This window comes from Chitinophaga agri, from assembly GCF_010093065.1.
Taxonomy (GTDB): Bacteria; Bacteroidota; Bacteroidia; order Chitinophagales; family Chitinophagaceae; genus Chitinophaga; species Chitinophaga agri.
In genome coordinates this window covers 2300450-2320309 of the sequence record NZ_CP048113.1, presented here as the reverse complement: position 1 = coordinate 2320309, position 19860 = coordinate 2300450, and the positions used below count along the sequence as shown (strand labels likewise).

Annotated in this window: 17 protein-coding genes and 3 tRNA genes; 9 read left to right on the top strand and 11 right to left on the bottom strand. The window is 45.7% G+C overall.

Going from position 1 to position 19860, the window contains the following annotated elements:
- Positions 1 to 231 precede the first annotated feature (231 nt).
- The 3 genes from GWR21_RS08895 (at position 232) to GWR21_RS08885 (ending at position 3222) form a co-directional block, all read left to right on the top strand.
- Positions 232 to 1137, top strand: a complete 906-nt coding sequence (locus GWR21_RS08895) for a helix-turn-helix domain-containing protein (protein ID WP_162331394.1) — start codon at positions 232 to 234, stop codon at positions 1135 to 1137.
- A gap of 201 nt (positions 1138 to 1338) precedes the next feature.
- Positions 1339 to 2382, top strand: coding sequence for an NADP-dependent oxidoreductase (locus GWR21_RS08890; protein ID WP_162331393.1), 1044 nt, complete (start codon positions 1339 to 1341; stop codon positions 2380 to 2382).
- Between the two features lie 87 nt (positions 2383 to 2469).
- Positions 2470 to 3222, top strand: a complete 753-nt coding sequence (locus tag GWR21_RS08885; protein WP_202929071.1) for a hypothetical protein — start codon at positions 2470 to 2472, stop codon at positions 3220 to 3222.
- 687 nt (positions 3223 to 3909) lie between these two features.
- Here GWR21_RS08885 and GWR21_RS08880 read toward each other — a convergent pair.
- Positions 3910 to 5214 carry a hypothetical protein gene (locus tag GWR21_RS08880; protein ID WP_162331392.1) on the bottom strand — a complete coding sequence of 435 codons (1305 nt, stop codon included), beginning with the start codon at positions 5212 to 5214 and terminating at the stop codon, positions 3910 to 3912.
- Between the two features lie 277 nt (positions 5215 to 5491).
- On the opposite strand from GWR21_RS08880, the gene GWR21_RS08875 reads away from it, so the two are divergent.
- Positions 5492 to 5698, top strand: a complete 207-nt coding sequence (locus GWR21_RS08875; RefSeq protein ID WP_162331391.1) for a hypothetical protein — start codon at positions 5492 to 5494, stop codon at positions 5696 to 5698.
- A 534-nt stretch (positions 5699 to 6232) separates the two neighbouring features.
- Complete coding sequence (locus GWR21_RS08870; RefSeq protein ID WP_162331390.1) at positions 6233 to 7312, top strand: hypothetical protein; 1080 nt, start codon at positions 6233 to 6235, stop codon at positions 7310 to 7312.
- Positions 7313 to 7350: 38 nt separating this feature from the next.
- Here GWR21_RS08870 and GWR21_RS31665 read toward each other — a convergent pair whose 3' ends face one another.
- On the bottom strand, positions 7351 to 7473 hold the full coding sequence (locus tag GWR21_RS31665) for a hypothetical protein (protein WP_262888486.1): 123 nt from the start codon (positions 7471 to 7473) through the stop codon (positions 7351 to 7353).
- Between the two features lie 52 nt (positions 7474 to 7525).
- Between GWR21_RS31665 and GWR21_RS08865 the strand changes: the two genes are divergently transcribed.
- Complete coding sequence (locus tag GWR21_RS08865; protein WP_162331389.1) at positions 7526 to 8128, top strand: hypothetical protein; 603 nt, start codon at positions 7526 to 7528, stop codon at positions 8126 to 8128.
- A gap of 120 nt (positions 8129 to 8248) precedes the next feature.
- Here the strand turns inward: GWR21_RS08865 and GWR21_RS08860 are convergent, their stop codons facing one another.
- Positions 8249 to 9799 carry a T9SS type A sorting domain-containing protein gene (locus GWR21_RS08860; protein ID WP_162331388.1) on the bottom strand — a complete coding sequence of 517 codons (1551 nt, stop codon included), beginning with the start codon at positions 9797 to 9799 and terminating at the stop codon, positions 8249 to 8251.
- Between the two features lie 289 nt (positions 9800 to 10088).
- On the opposite strand from GWR21_RS08860, the gene GWR21_RS08855 reads away from it, so the two are divergent.
- Positions 10089 to 12353: a tetratricopeptide repeat-containing sensor histidine kinase gene (locus GWR21_RS08855; RefSeq protein WP_162331387.1), complete on the top strand. Its 2265-nt coding sequence runs from the start codon at positions 10089 to 10091 to the stop codon at positions 12351 to 12353.
- Between the two features lie 352 nt (positions 12354 to 12705).
- Positions 12706 to 13704: a 2-hydroxyacid dehydrogenase gene (locus GWR21_RS08850; protein ID WP_162331386.1), complete on the top strand. Its 999-nt coding sequence runs from the start codon at positions 12706 to 12708 to the stop codon at positions 13702 to 13704.
- A 90-nt stretch (positions 13705 to 13794) separates the two neighbouring features.
- Here the strand turns inward: GWR21_RS08850 and GWR21_RS08845 are convergent, their stop codons facing one another.
- The 8 genes from GWR21_RS08845 to GWR21_RS08810 all read right to left on the bottom strand — a co-directional run bounded on the left by GWR21_RS08845 (position 13795) and on the right by GWR21_RS08810 (position 18472).
- Positions 13795 to 14301 (bottom strand): immunoglobulin-like domain-containing protein, encoded by a 507-nt coding sequence (locus GWR21_RS08845; protein WP_162331385.1) that lies wholly within the window; start codon positions 14299 to 14301, stop codon positions 13795 to 13797.
- 54 nt (positions 14302 to 14355) lie between these two features.
- A complete protein-coding gene (locus GWR21_RS08840; RefSeq protein WP_162331384.1) occupies positions 14356 to 15543 on the bottom strand; it encodes a chymotrypsin family serine protease in 1188 nt (395 codons plus the stop codon).
- Positions 15544 to 15937: 394 nt separating this feature from the next.
- Positions 15938 to 16444: a peptide-methionine (S)-S-oxide reductase MsrA gene (msrA, locus tag GWR21_RS08835; protein WP_162331383.1), complete on the bottom strand. Its 507-nt coding sequence runs from the start codon at positions 16442 to 16444 to the stop codon at positions 15938 to 15940.
- Positions 16445 to 16571: 127 nt separating this feature from the next.
- Positions 16572 to 17126 carry a hypothetical protein gene (locus tag GWR21_RS08830; RefSeq protein ID WP_162331382.1) on the bottom strand — a complete coding sequence of 185 codons (555 nt, stop codon included), beginning with the start codon at positions 17124 to 17126 and terminating at the stop codon, positions 16572 to 16574.
- Between the two features lie 334 nt (positions 17127 to 17460).
- Entirely contained in the window at positions 17461 to 17889 is a 429-nt protein-coding gene (locus GWR21_RS08825) for a cupin domain-containing protein (RefSeq protein ID WP_162331381.1), read from the bottom strand.
- A gap of 226 nt (positions 17890 to 18115) precedes the next feature.
- Positions 18116 to 18199: transfer RNA gene (locus GWR21_RS08820), tRNA-Ser, on the bottom strand.
- Between the two features lie 7 nt (positions 18200 to 18206).
- Positions 18207 to 18294: transfer RNA gene (locus tag GWR21_RS08815), tRNA-Ser, on the bottom strand.
- 97 nt (positions 18295 to 18391) lie between these two features.
- Positions 18392 to 18472, bottom strand: a tRNA-Leu gene (locus tag GWR21_RS08810).
- A gap of 599 nt (positions 18473 to 19071) precedes the next feature.
- Between GWR21_RS08810 and GWR21_RS08805 the strand changes: the two genes are divergently transcribed.
- Positions 19072 to 19830: an SDR family NAD(P)-dependent oxidoreductase gene (locus GWR21_RS08805; RefSeq protein WP_162331380.1), complete on the top strand. Its 759-nt coding sequence runs from the start codon at positions 19072 to 19074 to the stop codon at positions 19828 to 19830.
- Positions 19831 to 19860: the final 30 nt, after the last annotated feature.

Sequence of the window (19860 nt, the reverse complement as noted above, 5' to 3'; positions counted from 1 at the left end):
ATGCAGGCTTTTACAGCCCGCAGATGGCGTGTTTTTTATGGAGTTTTCACAGGTACTTATTTCACGCAATGAAGATAATAAAAGTAATATAAATAACTAATTGCATTTATCCAGGCTACACTTTTTACCATTCAGGCTAACTTTTAATGGCAGTCTTTACAGACCTTTGTGATGTGGAAGAGGCAAAGCAACTCTTCCGTATTTAACGGTAATTTTAATTGCATCCAGGCCATGAAAACAACACCTTCGCCAATCATATATAAAAGTATTTCTGAGTTCATGCGTGATCTCGACATGCCTAAACCGCTGCATCCGTTGGTAGCACTGGTGAACTATGACAAGGAGAAAGGCAGCCGAAATATGGTCGGGCATAGTTTTCTGCTCGATTTTTATAAAGTCTCTTTCAAAAAGGACTTCAGCGGCCAAATAAAATACGGCCGGGATTATTATGACTTTGAGGAAGGCGGTATGGCTTTTTTAGCGCCGAACCAGCTGGTGACGATGTCCGGCGAGGAGAGTTGCCTGGACGGTTATATCCTGTTATTCCATGCTGATCTGATCCGGAATTATCCCCTTGGGAAGCATATTCAGCAGTATGGCTTCTTCACCTATGCGGTCAATGAAGCACTGTTCCTGTCAGACAAGGAGAAGAAAGTGATTGCCGGACTGTTTGAAAATATTGCGGATGAACTGGATAATAATACAGATGCTTTCAGCCAGGACGTACTGGTCTCTCAGATTGAATTGTTGCTTAACTACAGTAATCGTTATTATAATCGTCAGTTCCTTACCCGCAAAGCCGTGCATCATGATCTGATCACCCAGATGGATAGCTATCTCGATAACCGGTTTGCGGAGCAGTCGGGAGGTATTCCCACCGTACCCGAGGTGGCGAAGCACCTGCAGGTCTCACCCAGATACCTGACTGATATGCTTAGAACCCTGACCGGGCAAAGCGCCCAGCAGCACATTCACGACCGGTTGATCGAAAAGGCTAAAATGATTCTGAGCACTACCCGGCTCACGGTTGCTGAAATTGCCTACCAACTAGGTTTTGAGCATCCGCAGTCCTTTAATAAATTATTTAAGCGCTACACCAGTCTTGCGCCGAACGTTTTCAGGAAATCATTTAATTGATCAGTAAAACATAGGATCAGCTATTCGGGTGTAACTGTTACACCGGAACAGGATATTCTTTTCCATTTACACATCAGGATCATTTATCTGTAAGGCTACAAATCGCGGTAGCTTATGCGGAGCGCTGTTCCTATTCCCATTACTTTCTTCCACACGACAGCACATCCTGCTTAAAACTTATCATATAAAAAATATAACACAATGAAACAGCATGAACAGCAATTGGATAATCTTAATAGTGCAGTAACGATGAAGGCCATCCGGCTGCATGAATTCGGTGGTCCCGAGGTACTACGTTACGAGGATGCACCAGTACCGGAACTGAAGTCGGGAGAAGTACTGATTCGCGTCCATGCGATTGGTATTAATCCTCCCGACTGGTACCTGCGTGATGGATACAAAATGTTGCCACCCGAATGGAGACCTTCGATGCCTTTTCCTATCATTCCCGGGTCAGACGTATCGGGCGTTGTAGTGGCTGTTGCTGCAGGGGTAAATACTTTCTCCATTGGTGATGAGGTATTTGGCATGGTCCGTTTCCCGAGTTTTGGCGTGAGTGCCGCATATGCGGAGTACGTGGCCGCACCTGTATCCGATCTTGCGCATAAACCAGCTGGTATGGACCACATAACGGCAGCAGCCACTCCAATGGCCGCGCTCACGGCCTGGCAGTTTCTGATCGAACTGGGACATGATGTGCAGAATCCGCTTCAACCGGAAAGACATCATCCTGTGCCACTTGATGGGAAGAGAGTGGTTGTCAATGGTGCTGCCGGAGGTGTGGGGCACTTTGCGGTACAATTAGCGAAATGGAAGGGCGCACATGTGATTGCCATTGCATCAGGTAGCCATGCGTCTTTTCTGCATGAACTGGGAGCGGATGAATTTATCGACTATACGAAGTCTGCTCCTGAAGAGATCCTCAATGATATTGATCTTGTCGTTGATACACTTGGTGGTCCAACCACCGGTCGTTTCCTGCGTACCCTGAAACAGGGAGGTGCTTTATTTCCGGTATTTCTGGGTTTTTCTGATGCGGCGGAGGCAGCAACACGTGGTATTACTGTTTCCATGACACAGGTACGTTCTGACGGCAGGCAGCTTTCGGAATTAGCACGACTGTTTGAAAAGGGAGCGATCCGCGTGGCAATTGATAGCACATTCCCGCTGCCCGATGCACGGAAAGCCCACGAACGTGCCGCCCGCGGGCACATCCGTGGTAAGATAGTACTTACTGTCGCGTGAGCAGTCAGTTAAAATACCTCCGGCTTCTGCGCTTGTTCGGATTATAGTTATTTTTGCTTCCAATAAAAAATCAATAACCTGTATTTTATGATGGAAGAAAGATTAGCCAGCATGGAGAAGGAAGTATGTAGACTCAGACGTTATTCGTTTATGCTCACCTTACTTTTAGTTATCACCGGATTATTTGCCTTTACCAGATCTGGTATTGAACGATTCAGGGAAATCAACGTCGAACGTATCAACGTAGTGGAAGCGAATGGCCAGTTAAGAATGGTTATTTCTAATAAGAGTCGCTCCCCGGAAAACCTGTTTTATGGAAAACCACTGAATCCACCTATTCCGGGCGGTACCAGGCCAGGGATGATCTTTTTCAACGATGAGGGTACAGAGAATGGAGGTTTAGTGTTTACGGGTGCTGCTGACAGCACTGGTAAGTACCAGGCATTCGGACACTTATCATTCGACCAGTATAATTCAAACCAGGTGCTGTACCTGAGTTATCAGGATATCAATGGTGACCAGAAAACAGGCTTGCATATTGATGACTGGCAAACCCATCCAATCTGGCCGGAATGGCGTGCTGTGTATAAGAAAGCACAGCAATTGCCCGACAGTCCGGAAAAGGAAGCGCTGTTAAAGAAATTAATGGTACCCAGGGAAGGGGTAAAGGCTGTCGCTGAACGCGTCTTTGTAGGGAAGGATGATACGAAGACGGCTATGGTAACATTGGCTGATCGTATGGGTAAGCCGAGACTGCAGATGTTGGTAGACTCTAATGGTACTGCCAGACTCAACTTCCTGGATGAACAGGGTAAGGTCACTTACAGCTTACCTAAATAAATAATTATCGCTTTAGTAAGATGGTATAATCAGGTAGTCGCTACTTGTTATACCATCTCTTTTTAGTGATGACTATTGTTTGCCGGCTAACTTTCTCTCACAGTACACACGGATAAAAGTCTCCGCTGTTTTCATCGAATATCCATAAGATATCGTTTTGCAGCTGATTGAGTTCCTCCCACGATATTTCTCTTTGGGTACCATCGGCCTTTTGTACAGTATTGTTCATATCCTTATGTAACGTTGATATTACTTTTGACCCGATTGACGGTCATTCTATCCAGCTAATGTAGGAGAATAACCGAGCTCCCGGAGGTCGCTCTTGAGCGTTTCCCGGTCTTTCGGCTTCCCTGGTAGCCCAATCGATGGGCTGTTCTCTTCAAGCGGCTCATAGTAAGTCGCATATAAAACCCCAATTTATATGCGACTACATTCGTGTAACAGGAGCCACCTCAAAGACTGCTCAATGCTATCTGTAATAAAAGTAAGTCAAGGGAAGAGTAAAAGATCAGTCAGGCTAATATACAGTATTTTTTACCAGACCCACAAAATCCATAGCAATACTTGTCAGAACAAAGACGGATAGGGGTGCGCCCGGCAAGCAGCCACCATGTTGAATGACCTTTCCGTACTTTCTCGGATTGTCGATCATACGCGATGTCATGCGGCGTTTTGATTGTCAGGTAATTATGCTCCTAGTTTCATCCGGTCGGCTAATTCCTTTTCAACGTCAATTTCGGTTATTTTTTGCTTTCCTTTTAATACAAGGTCCATATGTGCCCTCGGTTTGATAGTAATTTTTTTATTAGTGACATTGATCGTCCCAAACCAGCCGCCGATTACGTAAATATTTTCCTCTCCAAACTTCCATCTTGCCGTCCTGCCAGTACTTTTGTCATGTATGGTGAAGAAGATCTCTTCTGCTGTTCCTCCTAAAATAGTTCTCGTAGAAATAGCAAATACTATTTTATTATTCTCCTTTGCCTTAAAAAGGGTTTCAGATAATACACCTATTTCTTTCGCCTCACGAACAGCCTCCCTGATCTTTTCAGTACTGAGTTTGTCTAAGTGGGCGATGTCCAACAGTCCTTCCTGGAGTGCATGTAAATATAGCGTATGCTGCTCCTCCGGATCAGCTTTGATTAACGCGGCTTCTTTAAGCACTGCCACTCCGTAGGTAAACCAGTTTTCTGCAACGATCGTTTTTTTTAATGCCTCCTCTCTTGTATTTCCAATCGATATGTACAGGTGATGATAGCCAGGGCATTTGAAGTCCTTGCTGATCAGTTGCCGGAGCACAAGATCTGTATACCGGCTCAGATAAAATAAACGCTGTGGCAGCTGGTAGCTGAAATACATCCTGATATCCCGTATGAGGGTAGTAGCTGCCATGACTCTATCCATTCTTTCCTGGCGCTTGCGTTCCGTCTTATTGAGCATATCCTGTTGCGCGCTAATTGTCTGCTCTTTTGACACCATCTCCAGATATTCTGGTGAGATCTTTTCCTTTATTGCAGACAATACCCGTCTGAAAGCAGCAATATCAAATACATCTCCCTTCTTAAGCTCTGGCTGCAGGATGTCCAGTGCTGCCCTATACTTGTCAATTAAAATATGCGCCAGCGCTGTTTCAGGAATATCTTTGTAGCTGGCCTCTATATCAAATCTATGGCTATGTTCCAGGGATGCGGCTTTCTGAAAATGCTCTGAAAATTCAGGAGCCTCCAATTTAATACTGATGCTTTTATATCTCCTGTTGATATTGGAATAGGGGAGTGTGGCATAGTTGGTATTGAATTGTACTTCCATACCAACTATGCCTGCTGATATATACATGGGCGGATATGCCAGGTCAAGTGACATTCGTTCAAAGGAAGATTGAAAGCCGGATACCTGTAATGTATGTTCAATGAGTCTGTTAAAGTAGTGTAGATTACCTTTTAATCCTGCGCCTGATGTACCGGCAGTACTCGATATTAAATGTATTTTCATAGAAGATAGTCGTCAGTCTCGTATTTAATCCCCTTGGGAGTCATTAAGTATGTACGAAAGTATCATCTATTTATTAAATGATCACTATGAAAGTCAAATATCAAAGCCCCAAACTCAGCACATCAATACTTCGTTTAATAACACTTCAACAGCAAGTAGTAAAAATTAAATAACTTGTGTGGAAATACAAATGCTCCATATGTTTGTTAAACCAATCAGTAAGTTATGGCAAAAGCAACATTACAGGAATTGTCCGGGAAACTTTTTTCGGAGTCAGATGGTACCTAAATTCTCAAAGATCAAGGATACGCTGATAAAGGATTTTGGTGTTACAGATACCGCACAGGTCCTTGAGGTACTTACCAGATATGTGAGGGAGGGAAAACTGTTACACTGGCGTAACTTCCTGATGACGGATATAACTCGTCTCATTGGACAGGATGATGTAGGTATGAAAATACATCGGTCTTTTTGTAAACAATGATAATACTTATATCCTATGAAAAAGTATGCGTTCCTTTTCTTTGTATTATGCTCGTTTTCGTGTCGGAATAACTGTGCGCAAATTCAGCGGAGAGATGTTATTATGGGGCAATATTTACGGGTGAAAGATAGTCTGCCTGTAGAGCTCCCTGAATACAAAACGTTTTCTATACTGAAGGCCTATCATGACAATGATACAAATTATTTGAACGGGGCAGTTCATGAAATAGAAGATTTACGATCGTGTCTGGCCAACAGATTAGCGGACAGTAAGGTATAAATAGCTATTGTTACAGCAGTCGCCCTTCCGGATGACAGCGCCAGTGCCGAAATAGAACCGTGGCTGTATATAGCAATGGATATTTAACACATCCCGATACTTTTTTGTCTATATGAAAATAATGCAGGTAATGCAGGACAGCGAATAAATCTTTGTAAGGAGTATCTTTTCACATTAACCAGTGCTTAACAAGAGCTTATATGATTATGTGCTTACTTTTGCAATGTCCCTCGTGAGGTTGCTAAAGTATGATGTATGAAATTATCTATTGCCTTTGCCATCTTTACAGTACAGTGTACCGTAGCCTTTGCTCAGTCCACTGATACAGAATCCCGCAATACCGTGAATGCGCCGGAATCTATTATTATCAGGCTAAATCCCGCATTACAGCAAAAGTATCAATGTACATTTCCAGTCAGAGACGTTGAAGTGATGATTGCCAATGGCGATACCAGTCGTCTGGGTTTCGTACAGACAGGCGTTACTAATAAACTCAGGGAAGCGCGTCCCGACAGGCCTTTACAGCAGTACATCCGTGATTATATTCATGACGGTTACAGTGCGCAATATGAAAGCGAAGCACCACATCTGTTACTCGTCATTAAATACTTCCGTATAGGTGAACGTACAGGGATAGGTAGAGAAAAAGCGTTCGTACGTCTCAAAGCAGATGCTTTCCGGTCGGACGATCAGCTGTCTTACCAGCTGGCCTGCACGTTTGATACGGTGCTGGAAAGAAAGGGCGCCGATGTCACAAAGCGGTTTAGCCAGTATATCGGCGAGGCCATTGATCTTTTGATGGTAGCAGCAGATAAACAAACAACGGTGAACCACAAGTATGCCAGGGAAGAAATCAATAAAAGAGAATTGCATCTCTTTGATGCCCCCGCATATAACATGGACAATTATACCGATGGTGTATATCTGAGCTACAATGAATTTATTAATAATGCGCCCTCTGTGAAAGCATTTAAGCCGCTTTTCGAGGCTAACTGGTCTAAGGTGTTCTCTCTTAACCAGGACGGCAGCAAGACCCTCATTCCGGCTCCCTGGGGCATGTGTTACAAAGGACAGTTATTTGTATATATACAACGCAACCTGGTACCGCTGTCCCGTGATGGCCGTGCTTTCCTGTTCCGTCAATACCTGCACGTAGACGAACGGAATAAAACGGTAGCAGTAGCATCTGCTGCCAGAGCAGGTTTCCTGGGAACAGCACTGCCTACCCCTATTTTTAGCCGTGAAATTATGAGCGTGACAGATATCCCGCATATCGAAGGCATTTTGCCTGAAGCCACCACGATTGATCCATTCAGCGGAAAACTTATGTTTTAGTTAGAATAGTAGATTTGAACAGTGAAAAATGATCGTACTTATTCTGTATGCAGCTGATGACGAAAGGCATGAGGCGCATACAGGATGAGTGCGATATTTGCATGCGATAGCCATTGCTGCACTTCGTCGCGCATTTTGTCCGTTTCATCGCTTTCCTTCATGGCCATATCATCGCCTGCCGCTACATTCGTGCACGAAAAAAATAAGTAACAGATGAACGTAAGGAAAGCACCACTATTGCTACTGCTGGTATTTGTAATGACTGGCTGCGGTATCATGAATCCATCTACACAGGTGGATGTACTGAAAAGCTACAAGTATGATGTTGAGTCAGTAACTGATCTGAAGATTGCCGGCAAGGCGCCGGAAAGTATCCTGAGTTCCGGCAATGGCGCCATCGCATCATTACCGGGAATTGCCCTCGCCTTATTGAGAAAAGACCTGCCTTTGGGCGCAACAGTCAATATGAAAGTAAGCAACCCTAACGGAAAGGTGGCTAACATAGGTGCGTTTAAATACCTGATAGAAATTCAGGGTAAGCCATTTGTTGAAGGAGAAGTGAACGAGGGGATCAGACTTGAAAACAACGGAACTGCCAGCATTCCTTTCAGGTTTTCTGCTAACCTTTTTGGTGTTAACAATGATGATAAAGGAATCAACAAGTTATTGACGGATATGTTTACCCGTGAAGGCAGTGGATTTGTGGTGTTGAAACTGAAACCTTCTGTAAAGATCGGTGGAAAAAATATCTACTACCCGGGATATATAACTGTTGATAATGACCTGCTGAAAGCAGTTAAAGGATTATTAAAATAACATAGCGGCTGAGTGGCAGCTGTTGCTTCCGATAGCGGATCTCAGTTGCCACCCGGCCGTATGATCTGAAAAAGCAGCCACCTCTTTATCTGAGATGACTGCTGTATATGGCAAGCGTACTTACTGTATGATCAAAGGCAGTATACGTTGCATACCATCGCCTGTTATCCTGACGAAGTATTGCCCCGGAAGTGATCCCGAAAGGTCCAGCAACTGTAATTGTTGTTGTGTGGTGCGTACATACCTGATACGTCCCTGCATGTCCAGCACCTGTACAGTCACCTGTTTATCCAGTGGTTTGTCAAACTTCAGATATACCTGTCCGCTGCTGGGATTAGGATATGCCTGGATACTGACGCCGGAGAGTGTGGCTCCCGGTTCGTTCTGTGGAGGCAGATTCCCAAGCCGGAATGCGTTGGCGGGAGAATAATAATATCCACCGGAAAGGGAAGAACAGCCAGCTGGTGTTTCAATCAATACTTTGTAGTCTCCAGCTACAGCAGGCGTTATCCACGGCTCAGGTGCTGAGACTACAGCACCATACCTATACCAGGTAAAGAAGTAACCTGCGGGTGGGATACCCGTGGGGAAGGCTTCTCCTCCCGCAACGGCCGCCACCAGCGTATCTGGTCCCTCGACGCCAGGGATACGCCTGATCTCCGCATAAAATGCAGGCGTAACCGTCACATCCACCTCAGCAGCCCCCCGGAACTGGAAACAGCTGTCATACACAAATGCTGTATATTTCCCTGACTTGTCCACAGTGATACTGGCAGGGCCGGGCAAACCATTCCATTCGATGATATCGACCTCCGGAGAAGTGATGACCTGTAAAGTAACGGCATCTCCGCAGGCGTTAGGCGTTTGTTTAATACTCACTTCCCAACGGGGTACCGGTGGAATGGTCACCTGTCTGCTTACAGTGTCCGTCAGTCCTCCCAGTGTTGTAACCGCCAGAGACACTGTATATGTTCCCTCGATGAACTGATGCACCGGATCGCGTACGGTACTGGTCTGCTGGTCGCCAAAGTTCCATTGGTAGCTGATAATGGAATCAGTAGTATTCACTATAGGCAGGAAGGCGAGTTCCTCACCGCTACATCCGCCCTGGGTGTAGCTGAAATCGACAGTAAGTGCATCTGGTTTTTGGTAAACCAGCGGAGCAGAAATATCCCTGCAACCCATCAGACCTGTTACTTCCACTTTGTATACACCGCTGACCGGCCGGGGATAAACGGGAGAAGACACCCTGAGGAGCGTGTCATTCCGGTACCACCGGTACTTATATATGGGCAGATATTTATACTGCGGATAAGCCACCAATGTATCGCCCGAGGGGGATCTCCGTACTTTTATACTCGCTTCAACCGGGTTCTGTAAGGTTATCACTACGGTGTCCCGGGCGCGTATCATGCCTTTGCTGTCTTTCAGCGTGACAGTATACCTGCCGGAGTGCGCCACCTTAATAACCGGCGCACGTTGCCCTGTGCTCCAGGTAAGGGTATACCTGCGTTCCGCGGCGCTGACTGTAGCGATCAGCAGCGCATTGTCTCCACAATCGATTGTCACTGAACAGGCATTGACCGACCAGCGTGCTGCTGGTTTATTGCTGGCGTTAGCCAGCGTGGTCTGGCATAAGAATAACGTGAGGAAAAGTAAAGTTTTCATCATGACATGATAAGAGGGGTTTGATGAATAAGTGTCTGTCTTAATTCAGCGGTTATATCAGGTTAATATGTGGGACTGGCGTTAACTGCCCTTGAACGGTACAAAATATGTTACTAAAGCCCATCAAATTTTAAGCCAGCATATCAGTTGTTTATGCCATCTTTTTTTATATTTTTAACCGTGAAACAGACAATTAATTGTCATTGAGTTGTCACATTGCAGCCATTGGAATCATTTAAAAGTGTCAGCTATTAACAGCGTAGGGTCGGGGACTAATAAACTTTTACATCACATGCATCACAAGATAATTATGACCGTTTTCCGGATGGTCATCCTGTTCCTGCTTGCTAATTTGTCAAGTGTGGCGCAGGATGTGAGCCGCATGACTGTCGCGGACTTTTACGCCTTGCCGATGTCCGAGTTGCAACGCCTGCTTTATACGCATCCTCAGGATGCTATAAAAGCAAAGATCTTTATCACACTGGGACAACACTGGGAGGATAAACCCGGGAGCGTCAAAGAAGATATTGACAGTGCCACAAAATATTTCAGCGAGGCAGAAAAGATCATTGTGCAGCGAAAGCTGGGTGAACTGAAGCCGGACATGGCCATGAGCTGGGGGAGCCTCCATTACCACAACGGCTCTCCCGAAAAGGCGAGGGCGGCTTTTCTGAGTGGAATTACATTTTGTAAAGAGACAGGCAATAAAGAACAGGAAGCCACTCTCTGGATAGAAATGTCTAAGAATGACGGGGACAATACGGCCAGATTGACTTACCTGGAAAACGCAATGGCCTTGTACAAATCCCTGAAGAACCGCCTGAAGGAAGCGGAAACCCTCAAAGAAATTGGAGATGTACACCTGAATCAGGGAAAATACGAACAGTCCGAACAGGAACTCAATGTAGCCCTGTCTATATACAAGGAACTGAAGTATGAAAGGATCTATTATACGTATGATCTGCTGTCGGCTGTAACACACTGGAAAGGAGATTTTGCCAAGGCACAGCAATATGCGATGGCGGCTATAGAGAGCGCGGAAAAGGCGGGTGACTATAATATGCTCGGTTTTCTGTACTGGCGACTTGCTACCGCTTATCAGGGTGCTAACGATTACGCCAAAAGCCAGTATTATTTAAAACAGTCATTACTTCTTCAGCTCCATAATCCCGCTGCTGCATTAACTTATCATATACTTAGTGAACTGACAGATCAACTGCTCAAAGACCATAAAGTTGACGAAGCGTTAAAGTATTTACTATTGGTGAAAGAGAAAAGACCACCGATAAGTAAAAATGAAAAGATAGACCTTTCATTCTCGATCGCTGACTGTTACCTGGCATTAAAAGACTATCCCCGTGCGGAATCTTACTATATGCAATATGTAGACGAACTGGATGACGGAACAGATATAAACCGGAACCTCGCCAAGATCACCCAGTTCTACTTCGATCGTCAGCAATTTAAGAAGGCAGCTGTCTACCTTGACCGCATGGTGACACATGTTCCCAGACACTGGAACCTGAAAACGACCCGGGACATCAGCCTGCTGCAATCCAGACTGGATTCTGCCAATGGGAATATGCTGTCCGCCCTCCGGCACCTTCAACGTTATAACGAACTCACCGACTCCGCTTTTACTTTGGAAAAAGTAAAACAGGCGGAGGAGATGCAGGCAAAGTTTGATGTGGCCAGTAAGGAAAAAGATAATCAGCTGTTAAGAAAACAAGGTGCGCTTCAGGAGAAAACACTTGAAAAAGCGACACTGGTCAGAAACGTGATCATGGCTGGTTGTATAGTGCTGGCGTTACTGCTGGGATTATTACTGAACAGATACTGGAGCAAGATCAAAACAAATAAGCTGCTCCAGCATCAGCAGACCGAAATACGTGATGCTAATAATTCTCTCGAAAGAGCACTCGGAGAAAAGAACAAACTGCTGTATGAGAAGGAATTCCTGATAAAAGAGATACATCACCGGGTAAAGAATAATCTGCAGCTGACAATGAGCCTGCTCAACTCTCAAAGCAAATATCTGAGTAACGAGGACGCTATCCGCGCTATCAACGACAGTCAGCACCGACTAAAATCAATATCGCTTATACATCAGAAGTTATACCAGACAGAGGAACAGGGACTCGTTAATATTAAAACATACATTTATGAGGTCCTGGATTATCTGAGAGACAGTTTCAGCTCCGGTGAACGTGTTCGCTTTAATCTCAATGTAGAGGATGTGGAGCTGGATGTAGGCGTTGCTATTCCGCTTGGACTGATATTGAATGAAGCCGTGACAAATGTCTTTAAATATGCATTTCCGGATACCCGGCGCGGGCTCGTTGAAGTGAGTTTGGTCATAGAAGATGATCAACTGTTTTTTGCTGTGAAAGATAATGGTGTAGGTCTGCCGCCAGACTTTGATCTGAAATCCCGCCGGTCACTCGGTTTTGAACTGATCGATGTATTGAGTGCACAGCTGGACGGCGATCTGCGTATTGATGGGAATACAGGCGTTCAGCTCTATCTGAGTTTTAAGATCGATACGGTGTATCAATAGGACGATAAGCATCATTCATTTATTGCAACAGCTAATTTCATCCCTGGGGCTTCAGCAATCATACAGCCCATTATCTGTTCCCCTGCATCCATTACAATCACTATCCGCAGTTTAACCGGATACTATATGACATCGTCCGGAAAACAAATTCCAGCCTAACCAGAACACCTGCCGGGGCGGTATAGTCGCTCACCTGAGATCATTAGAGCGGATGAGCGTTCCGGATACCGTTACCTTTATGGAGCATAACCTACAACTCCTATGACAGCTATCATCCCCAACTCATGACAACAATCACACGGGGAAGCTCAAATTCTCCTTACCTTTATACCGCACACTCAAACCCGATCTCATGAAGACACTCTTCTTCTCTGCCAAACCTTACGAAAAACAATTCTTCAATCATCATAACACCCATCATAATCTCGAACTGGAATACCTTGATACGCATCTTGGGCCTCACATCGTCAACGCCGTTGATGAGAACACTTTTGCTGTCTGTGTTTTTGTCAACGACCGCCTGACCCCTGAAGTTATCGAAGCCCTCGCAGCCAAAGGCGTAAAGGTCATTGCCCTGCGCTGTGCGGGGTTCAATAATGTACACCTCGACACAGCCCGGCAACAGGGTATCCGCGTATGCCGCGTTCCCGCCTATTCCCCCGAAGCTGTGGCCGAACATGCAGTTGCCATGCTCTTAACCCTTAACAGAAAAACGCACAAGGCCTACAACCGTGTCAGGGAACAGAACTTTTCACTCAACGGTCTGCTGGGGTTTAACCTCTACGGTAAAACGGTTGGCGTGATCGGCACTGGTAAGATCGGTCGTGCCTTCGCCCGGATCATGCTGGGTTTTGGCTGTAAGGTCCTGGCCTACGACCTCTATCCGGATGAGGGACTTGCACAACTGGGTGTGACCTATGCTCCCTTTGAAACAGTCTTGCAGCAGGCCGATATCCTGTCTTTGCATTGTCCGTTGACACCCGACAACCGGTACCTGATCAGTGAAAATACCCTCGGAATGATGAAAAAGGGCGTCACTATCATCAATACAAGTCGCGGTGGACTGATCAATACCAAAGATGCCATTGAGGCGCTTAAAACGGGTAAAATTGCCTATTTAGGCATAGACGTCTATGAGCAGGAAGAAAAACTGTTCTTCCATGATCTTTCCGGCGCTATTATCGAAGATGATATGATACAACGGCTGATGAGTTTTCCGAACGTGCTCGTTACCGGTCACCAGGCTTTCTTAACAAATGAGGCGCTGGCGCAGATAGCAGATACCACATTGAGTAGTATCGCAGCATTTGCGGCGGGAGAGACGCCTGCGGCAGACAGGATACTGGTATGACAGGAGACTATTTTCAGTCATCATTATAAGAACGAAAGAGCCGGCAGATCATCGTCTGCCGGCTCTTTCGTTTTATACATTTCACACAGGTTATTTTCCTACGGAAAATGTAGCAGTCAGCTGCACCGGTTGATCACCCGCCTGAGCACCTTTCAATATGCGATAGTCGCCGGGTTGATAATCATGCGGCATTGGCTGCAGATCAATATTGAAGTCCTGGGACTTGCCTGGCGCTACGGAATGCATCATAGCCGTGAACATCACGCTGTCAAACATGGTGACTTTATCCCAGTTACCGCCATTGTTGAACTCTACTTTGTAGGGATCACCGAAGGAGATCTCCTGTGCAGCATTGTTGGTAATGGTCAGTTTAGCTTTCCCGACTTTCCCGGCTTTAAAAGTTACAGGCGTTACCGTCATGGTAATACTGTCGGAGATGCCGGGTGTGTTAGAGGGAGCAGGTGTTTGCATAGCAGCATGATTAATGGTGTCTGCGGAGGTGCTGTCAGCCGGCACATTGGAGCCGGAATTAGTACCAGTACCGCAACTACCAAGGATGAACGCAGGGACAATTAAGTAATACAGTGAAATACGCATAAGCAGGTAATTTGACGACTATATTACGAAAAATATCCTTTCAACACTATTTGCCTAGTATCGGGCAACTCCTAAGGTGGATAATGCCAGGCCTGCTTTGGTGAAAAATTTGGTGGTGGCATTCGCGCCTTTATGTATTCCAACAGTAAAGCGGGTGTTGGTTGCACTTACGTATGTATAAATGATGCCACCACTATCGCCGGCGTCACTGGTATAGTCTGCGCTGGTCAGGTTCGTAAAGACAACACCAGAGGCGTTGGTTGTGCTGGCATTGGTGCTGATGATATTGCCGGAAGATGTGCCCGTGGTGGCGCCCCTCAGGTTCACCAGTGTACCTGTTCCCGGTAGGCTGGTAGAAACAGATAGTATGGTAGCCGTGCCGCACAGTGTATTGCTGGGGGTATAGTTGGTGGTGTCGTTCACAGGAACGAAGGCAGCATCCACTGAACCGGAATTGTTAGACTGGGAACAGTTACCGATCACCGTACCGCTGTAATACAGCGCATCACCAACAGATACGACGTGTCCTGCTGTTACCACTCCTTTCTTAGAGTCCGAGGTACGTCTTGCTCTGAAGCTGAAGGAGCCGTAGCTGGTACCGGTGCTGTTCACCGCTGCCTTACATCCGGGATCCAGTGTCGCTTCCAGCTTGATCCTGCCGTTTGATCTCCTGAATTCAATAGCGGCTGAATGCAGGATATTGCTTCTAAATGCTTTGATCTTGTCATCACTGAAGTTTTCCAGTTCTACCACTATTTTGTTCTCTGCATCTGACAGGTACCAGGTAGTAAAGTCGGAAATAGCTACTCTGCCTGCTTCCTGTTGTTTAATCCTGTTCAGATTGTTCATAATACCGGTCAGCTCTTTATAAGAGTATTTCGCGGCACGAACGATCACTTCTTTACTGCCGGTAATGGTCGCGATTTTCTCGCTGGCAGTAGCGAGATCTCCGGTTACATACACCACCAGCTTGTTCTGCTCATTGATGAATGCACCGCCATAGTAGTCAGGCAGGCTGGCGATTGCTGCGCTGTTGTCTTTGTCGCCGGATAAGCCAAATGATTCGTTGATCCTGTTGTAGTACTGAATGGCCTGCCATTGCGGATTAGCATCGCGTTCAGTGAATGTTTCCACGCCGGAATGTTTGCGGGGCAGGTCCTGTGCTTTTTCAGAACAGGAATAGGTAAAGAACAGGGTGGACAAAACAATGCCCAACAGTGCCAGATAGGTCTTCATTTTCATAAAAGAAGGGGTTTTTATAGTTAGAAAAATGTCTGCTGAACAGATGACTGATGCTATTGTTAATTGATATACAGTTTAGTCACCGTAACAGGTTTCCGTTGCTGTTAATGAGAGTGGTGCGCTCATGGTTCCGACGATAAGCATGTATATAGGTTGACGTTAGAACAAAAGTAATTTGATCAGCTATACGAAGGAAAGAATATTGTTTTCCAAAATAGCAAGCCGTTGTGCACAGCGGAAAGTAATTTCAGAACGTTGCAGTGAGTGCTGTGGTGCTGCTGCCGGAAGATGTGTATCAGTGAGTCAGGGTAGGTGCTGCGAATAAAAAAAAGCAGCCTGTATGAACAGGCTGCCTTGATAAGAAAGTGATCCGCCAGGCGGTCATATTATTTGATTATTTTGCGTCACTGGTCTTTAACTGCCATTCCGGACGGATAAAGTGACAGGTATATCCGAAAGGATGTTTCTGCAGATAGTCCTGGTGCTCTTCTTCTGCATCCCAGAATTCGGCTGCAGGTACTACCTGGGTAACGATCGGTTTGCCATATATATGAGCTGCATTCAGTTCACTGATGAGCGCTGTTGCAGTGTCTTTCTGTTCATCGTTCAGGTAGAAGATAGCCGAGCGGTAGGAAGTACCTATATCATTTCCCTGCCTGTTCAGTGTGGTAGGGTCATGGATCTGAAAGAAGAACTCGAGCAGCTGGCGATAAGACAGCTGATTCGGGTCAAACTCAATTTTGATACCTTCAGCATGGGAACCATGGTTGCGATAGGTGGCATTAGGCACTTCCCCCCCGGTATATCCAACCCTGGTTTTGATCACACCAGGGACTGCACGGATGAGTTCTTCAACTCCCCAAAAACATCCACCGGCTAATATTGCAGTTTGATTTGACATAATCTTCGTTTTATTAGTATTAGCAGCATCATTTATGCCAGGGAAATATGGACGGCCAATTTAGCAGTTTGCGGCCTGATTAGTACTGATTCTGCCAGTCTGTCAATAATAATTTGATGCCAGTTACTCAATTGTCATAGCGCTCCTCATCTGCTCCGGTCAGAAAGAGCTTTCTGAATCGCTTTGTTTCATCTCCGAATAAATAGGAGGTATCCTTATTTGTCAGGAAGAAGTAGGAACCAGCATTGATATTCATCCGGTAGACTTTCCCGTTGATCGTTACCTCTCCGCTCATCTGAGGGTAAAAAGTAAGGTAACGATAATGAATATCAGGGCCGTTCACTGGTTTAAAGCCTTTGAGTATACTTTTGATCTGAGTGGTGTCCAGTCTCCATTTCTTTATTTCAATGGCCAGCGGGTCGTTGTTATCAATATTACTTTCCGCAGCGTCTTTTGTAAATATCCCCAGTGCGATCGGGATCGTGTCATTGATAAGAATGCCCGTATCTCTGATCTTACTGGAAGTGTTCGTTCCTGAAATACTATTAGTATTAAGGTCAGCAACCTGTATTGTATCTGAGATCGTGGCGCTCGCGCTTGCCGATTGTCCGGGCACGTTTTCCGGGTGGGTGCAATGTGCCCCCAGCGCTGTAATGAGTATAAACAGAAGATATTTTTTCATATGAAGTGCGCGCTAAAAGCAACATAAACCGCCACTGCATATCGCATCGTAGGGAACTGATGGCGCATATATTTAACAGGTATCGGGTCAGGTGCTATTTGATAAGCGTGATCTAAGCTACATTATTTTAGCCTAACCTGTATAAGATTTGACAGCCGTAATGCGGCATCCCTGTTTATATAAGGTCCCCTGTTCTACACTTTTTTCACCTGCCTATTCTTTACTGAATTATAAAACCCGCGCGGAGGCGGCTGCGTACAATTGCATGCACGGTTAATACCAGGCTGCTGCCTCATTATCATTGAACACACCAGGGCAACAGCCTGACAACGGCTCAGGGACGTTTACCGGATACTGCTGTAGTATCCATCACTACTAATGGTTTTCCTTTCTCAACTACATAGGTAGCCAGTTCTGCTCCATTATAGTTGCCAACGTTTCTGGCAGCATGTATGGTTCCCGCAGGAATGAATAATACATCTCCGGCTTTCAGTACCACTGGAGCCTTGCCCTCAACCTCATATTCAAGAGCGCCTTCTATCACATAAATGATCTCTTCTCCCGGATGCTTGTGTTTACCAAATGCTGCGCCAGGGGCAAAGTCAATACGTGCCTGCACCGTTTCTTTGCCTGGTGTACTCAGGTCATGCCGCTGCAGATCCGTACGTTTAACTGCTGCCTGCTGCGCGCTGGCCCGTCCGGATATCAGTAATGCGGCAAGGCCGGCAACCAGGGTTATTGTAAGTATGAAATGCTTTTTCATGTGTATGTTTTTGTGTGAATGTTGTTGTTATGATTGATGATGTAAAGATATTCCGTAAAGGTGCCTGCAAACAAGCACGAGGTCCGTGAACCGGACAGGATGGTCCGTGAGTGAGACAATCGGGACAGCGAAATTACCGGACGCATAGCAATAATAAAGCCCCGGAGCAATGTCCGGGGCCGGGGTTAAACAGGTCGCAACAGATGTGTTGCTTACCCTACACGCGCGGAAGATAAAGGGATCGAACCTTTGTCGGATAGTACCGCGCTCAGTTTTCAAAACTGGGCCATTACCACTCTGGCAATCTTCCATCAAAGCGGAGGACAACGGAATCGAACCGTCGCCGGTTATTCACCGGAACATCTTAGCAGGATGCCGCAACAAACCAACATTTGCCTATCCTCCGGAAAGCATGAACGTAGCAGGTTTTTCACCTGCAATCCCGTTAGGGATCCTGCTATTTCCTTCACTGGCACAGTACTGTACTTTACGTTCATCTTTGTCCTTCTGGCGGGACTCGAACCCGCATGCTGCAAGCACGGGCTTTTAAAGCCCTCATGTATGCCATTTCCATCACAGAAGAAGTCATTTTTTTATGATATAAAAAACCGGTTAGCAAATACTGCATTACAAGGATACAGGTGAGGTATGCGCATATGAATACTGTACCTGTAATGAATACACGTAGTTAAGAAAATAAGTAGCCTGACTGCGTGATGCGTATCACGTAGCATGTCGCTGAAACGCTTATCAATCCTGGAGACTGCCCTTGTGAAACCGGTTAACTAAACACAGGGGCAAAAGAAAAACGCCTCTTGGAATGACCAGGAGGCGTTTAAATATTGTTATATGATAACACTATACGTCTACCCGGCAAGCCGATGAACTGCTTGACGACAAGGATAAACTATATAATGTGATTGTTTTCATGGTGGCAAAGCTAGGAGTATTTTATTATGCAGCAAAATTTTTATTAGACTTTTTTTGAAAGTAATAAATGGTCCGGGGTATACGCTTAATCCATACTTCCGGCAATGGAGGATAAGAAGAAAGAAGCGCCCCGTACCTCACCACAGAATGGATTGAAATTAACAAATGATGGATTGATCTACGCAAACAACGCCCTGCTTCCGGGATGTAATTTTGCTGTAACAAATTACATCAGCATAAAACGAACAACAGATGAGCACACAAAAGATCGCACTGGTAACAGGAGGCAGCCGGGGACTTGGCCGCAATACAGTACTCAGTCTCGCAAAAGACGGTGTACATTCCATTTTTACATACAATGGAAGTAAAGATAAAGCAGATGAAGTGGTGGCATTGGTAGCTGCAACAGGTGCGAAAGCCGTTGCGTTACAACTCGATACTGGTAAACTCGCCACGTTTGATCAGTTTGTCAAAGAGGTACAGACTGCACTCACTGCATTAGGCGCGGAGAAGATAGATTTTCTGGTCAATAATGCGGGTATCTCTCACCACAATTCCATTGAGAAGACAACAGAAGAAGAACTGGACCTGCTCTTCAATGTCAACTTCAAAGGGGTGTTCTTCCTCACACAAAAATTACTGCCTGTTATCAATGACGGTGGTAGAATAGTGAACATCTCTTCCGGCCTTACCCGTGTCAGTGTACCGGAAAGCGGTCCTTATGCTTCTCTTAAAGGAGCAATAGAAGTACTGACACGCTATATGGCGAAGGAGTTCGGTCCGCGCAGAATTACGGTGAATACAGTAGCACCGGGCGCTATACAAACTGATTTCAGTGGTGGCATTGTAAGAGATAACCCGGAAGTGAATAAAATGGTGTCCAGTATGACTGCCCTCGGCCGTCCCGGTGTTCCGGAAGATATCGGGCCAATGATCGCGTCCCTCTTATCCGAAAGTAACCGTTGGGTGAATGGACAGCGTATCGAGGTGGCGGGTGGTATGGTATTGTAAATGCACGCCACCAGGTGCCAGCCTAAAAGC

Bases quoted from the DNA above. Each gene is read 5' to 3' on its own strand.
- GWR21_RS08880 (WP_162331392.1), bottom strand. From the start codon at position 5,214: ATGAAAATACATTTAATATCGAGTACTGCCGGTACATCAGGCGCAGGA.
- GWR21_RS08890 (WP_162331393.1), top strand. From the start codon at position 1,339: ATGAAACAGCATGAACAGCAATTGGATAATCTTAATAGTGCAGTAACG.
- GWR21_RS08830 (WP_162331382.1), bottom strand. From the start codon at position 17,126: ATGAAAAAATATCTTCTGTTTATACTCATTACAGCGCTGGGGGCACAT.
- msrA (WP_162331383.1), bottom strand. From the start codon at position 16,444: ATGTCAAATCAAACTGCAATATTAGCCGGTGGATGTTTTTGGGGAGTT.
- GWR21_RS08845 (WP_162331385.1), bottom strand. From the start codon at position 14,301: ATGCGTATTTCACTGTATTACTTAATTGTCCCTGCGTTCATCCTTGGT.
- GWR21_RS08850 (WP_162331386.1), top strand. From the start codon at position 12,706: ATGAAGACACTCTTCTTCTCTGCCAAACCTTACGAAAAACAATTCTTC.
- GWR21_RS08870 (WP_162331390.1), top strand. From the start codon at position 6,233: ATGAAATTATCTATTGCCTTTGCCATCTTTACAGTACAGTGTACCGTA.
- GWR21_RS08895 (WP_162331394.1), top strand. From the start codon at position 232: ATGAAAACAACACCTTCGCCAATCATATATAAAAGTATTTCTGAGTTC.
- GWR21_RS31665 (WP_262888486.1), bottom strand. From the start codon at position 7,473: ATGAAGGAAAGCGATGAAACGGACAAAATGCGCGACGAAGTGCAGCAA.
- GWR21_RS08865 (WP_162331389.1), top strand. From the start codon at position 7,526: ATGAACGTAAGGAAAGCACCACTATTGCTACTGCTGGTATTTGTAATG.
- GWR21_RS08855 (WP_162331387.1), top strand. From the start codon at position 10,089: ATGCATCACAAGATAATTATGACCGTTTTCCGGATGGTCATCCTGTTC.
- GWR21_RS08860 (WP_162331388.1), bottom strand. From the start codon at position 9,799: ATGATGAAAACTTTACTTTTCCTCACGTTATTCTTATGCCAGACCACG.
- GWR21_RS08840 (WP_162331384.1), bottom strand. From the start codon at position 15,543: ATGAAAATGAAGACCTATCTGGCACTGTTGGGCATTGTTTTGTCCACC.
- GWR21_RS08885 (WP_202929071.1), top strand. From the start codon at position 2,470: ATGATGGAAGAAAGATTAGCCAGCATGGAGAAGGAAGTATGTAGACTC.
- GWR21_RS08805 (WP_162331380.1), top strand. From the start codon at position 19,072: ATGAGCACACAAAAGATCGCACTGGTAACAGGAGGCAGCCGGGGACTT.
- GWR21_RS08875 (WP_162331391.1), top strand. From the start codon at position 5,492: ATGGTACCTAAATTCTCAAAGATCAAGGATACGCTGATAAAGGATTTT.
- GWR21_RS08825 (WP_162331381.1), bottom strand. From the start codon at position 17,889: ATGAAAAAGCATTTCATACTTACAATAACCCTGGTTGCCGGCCTTGCC.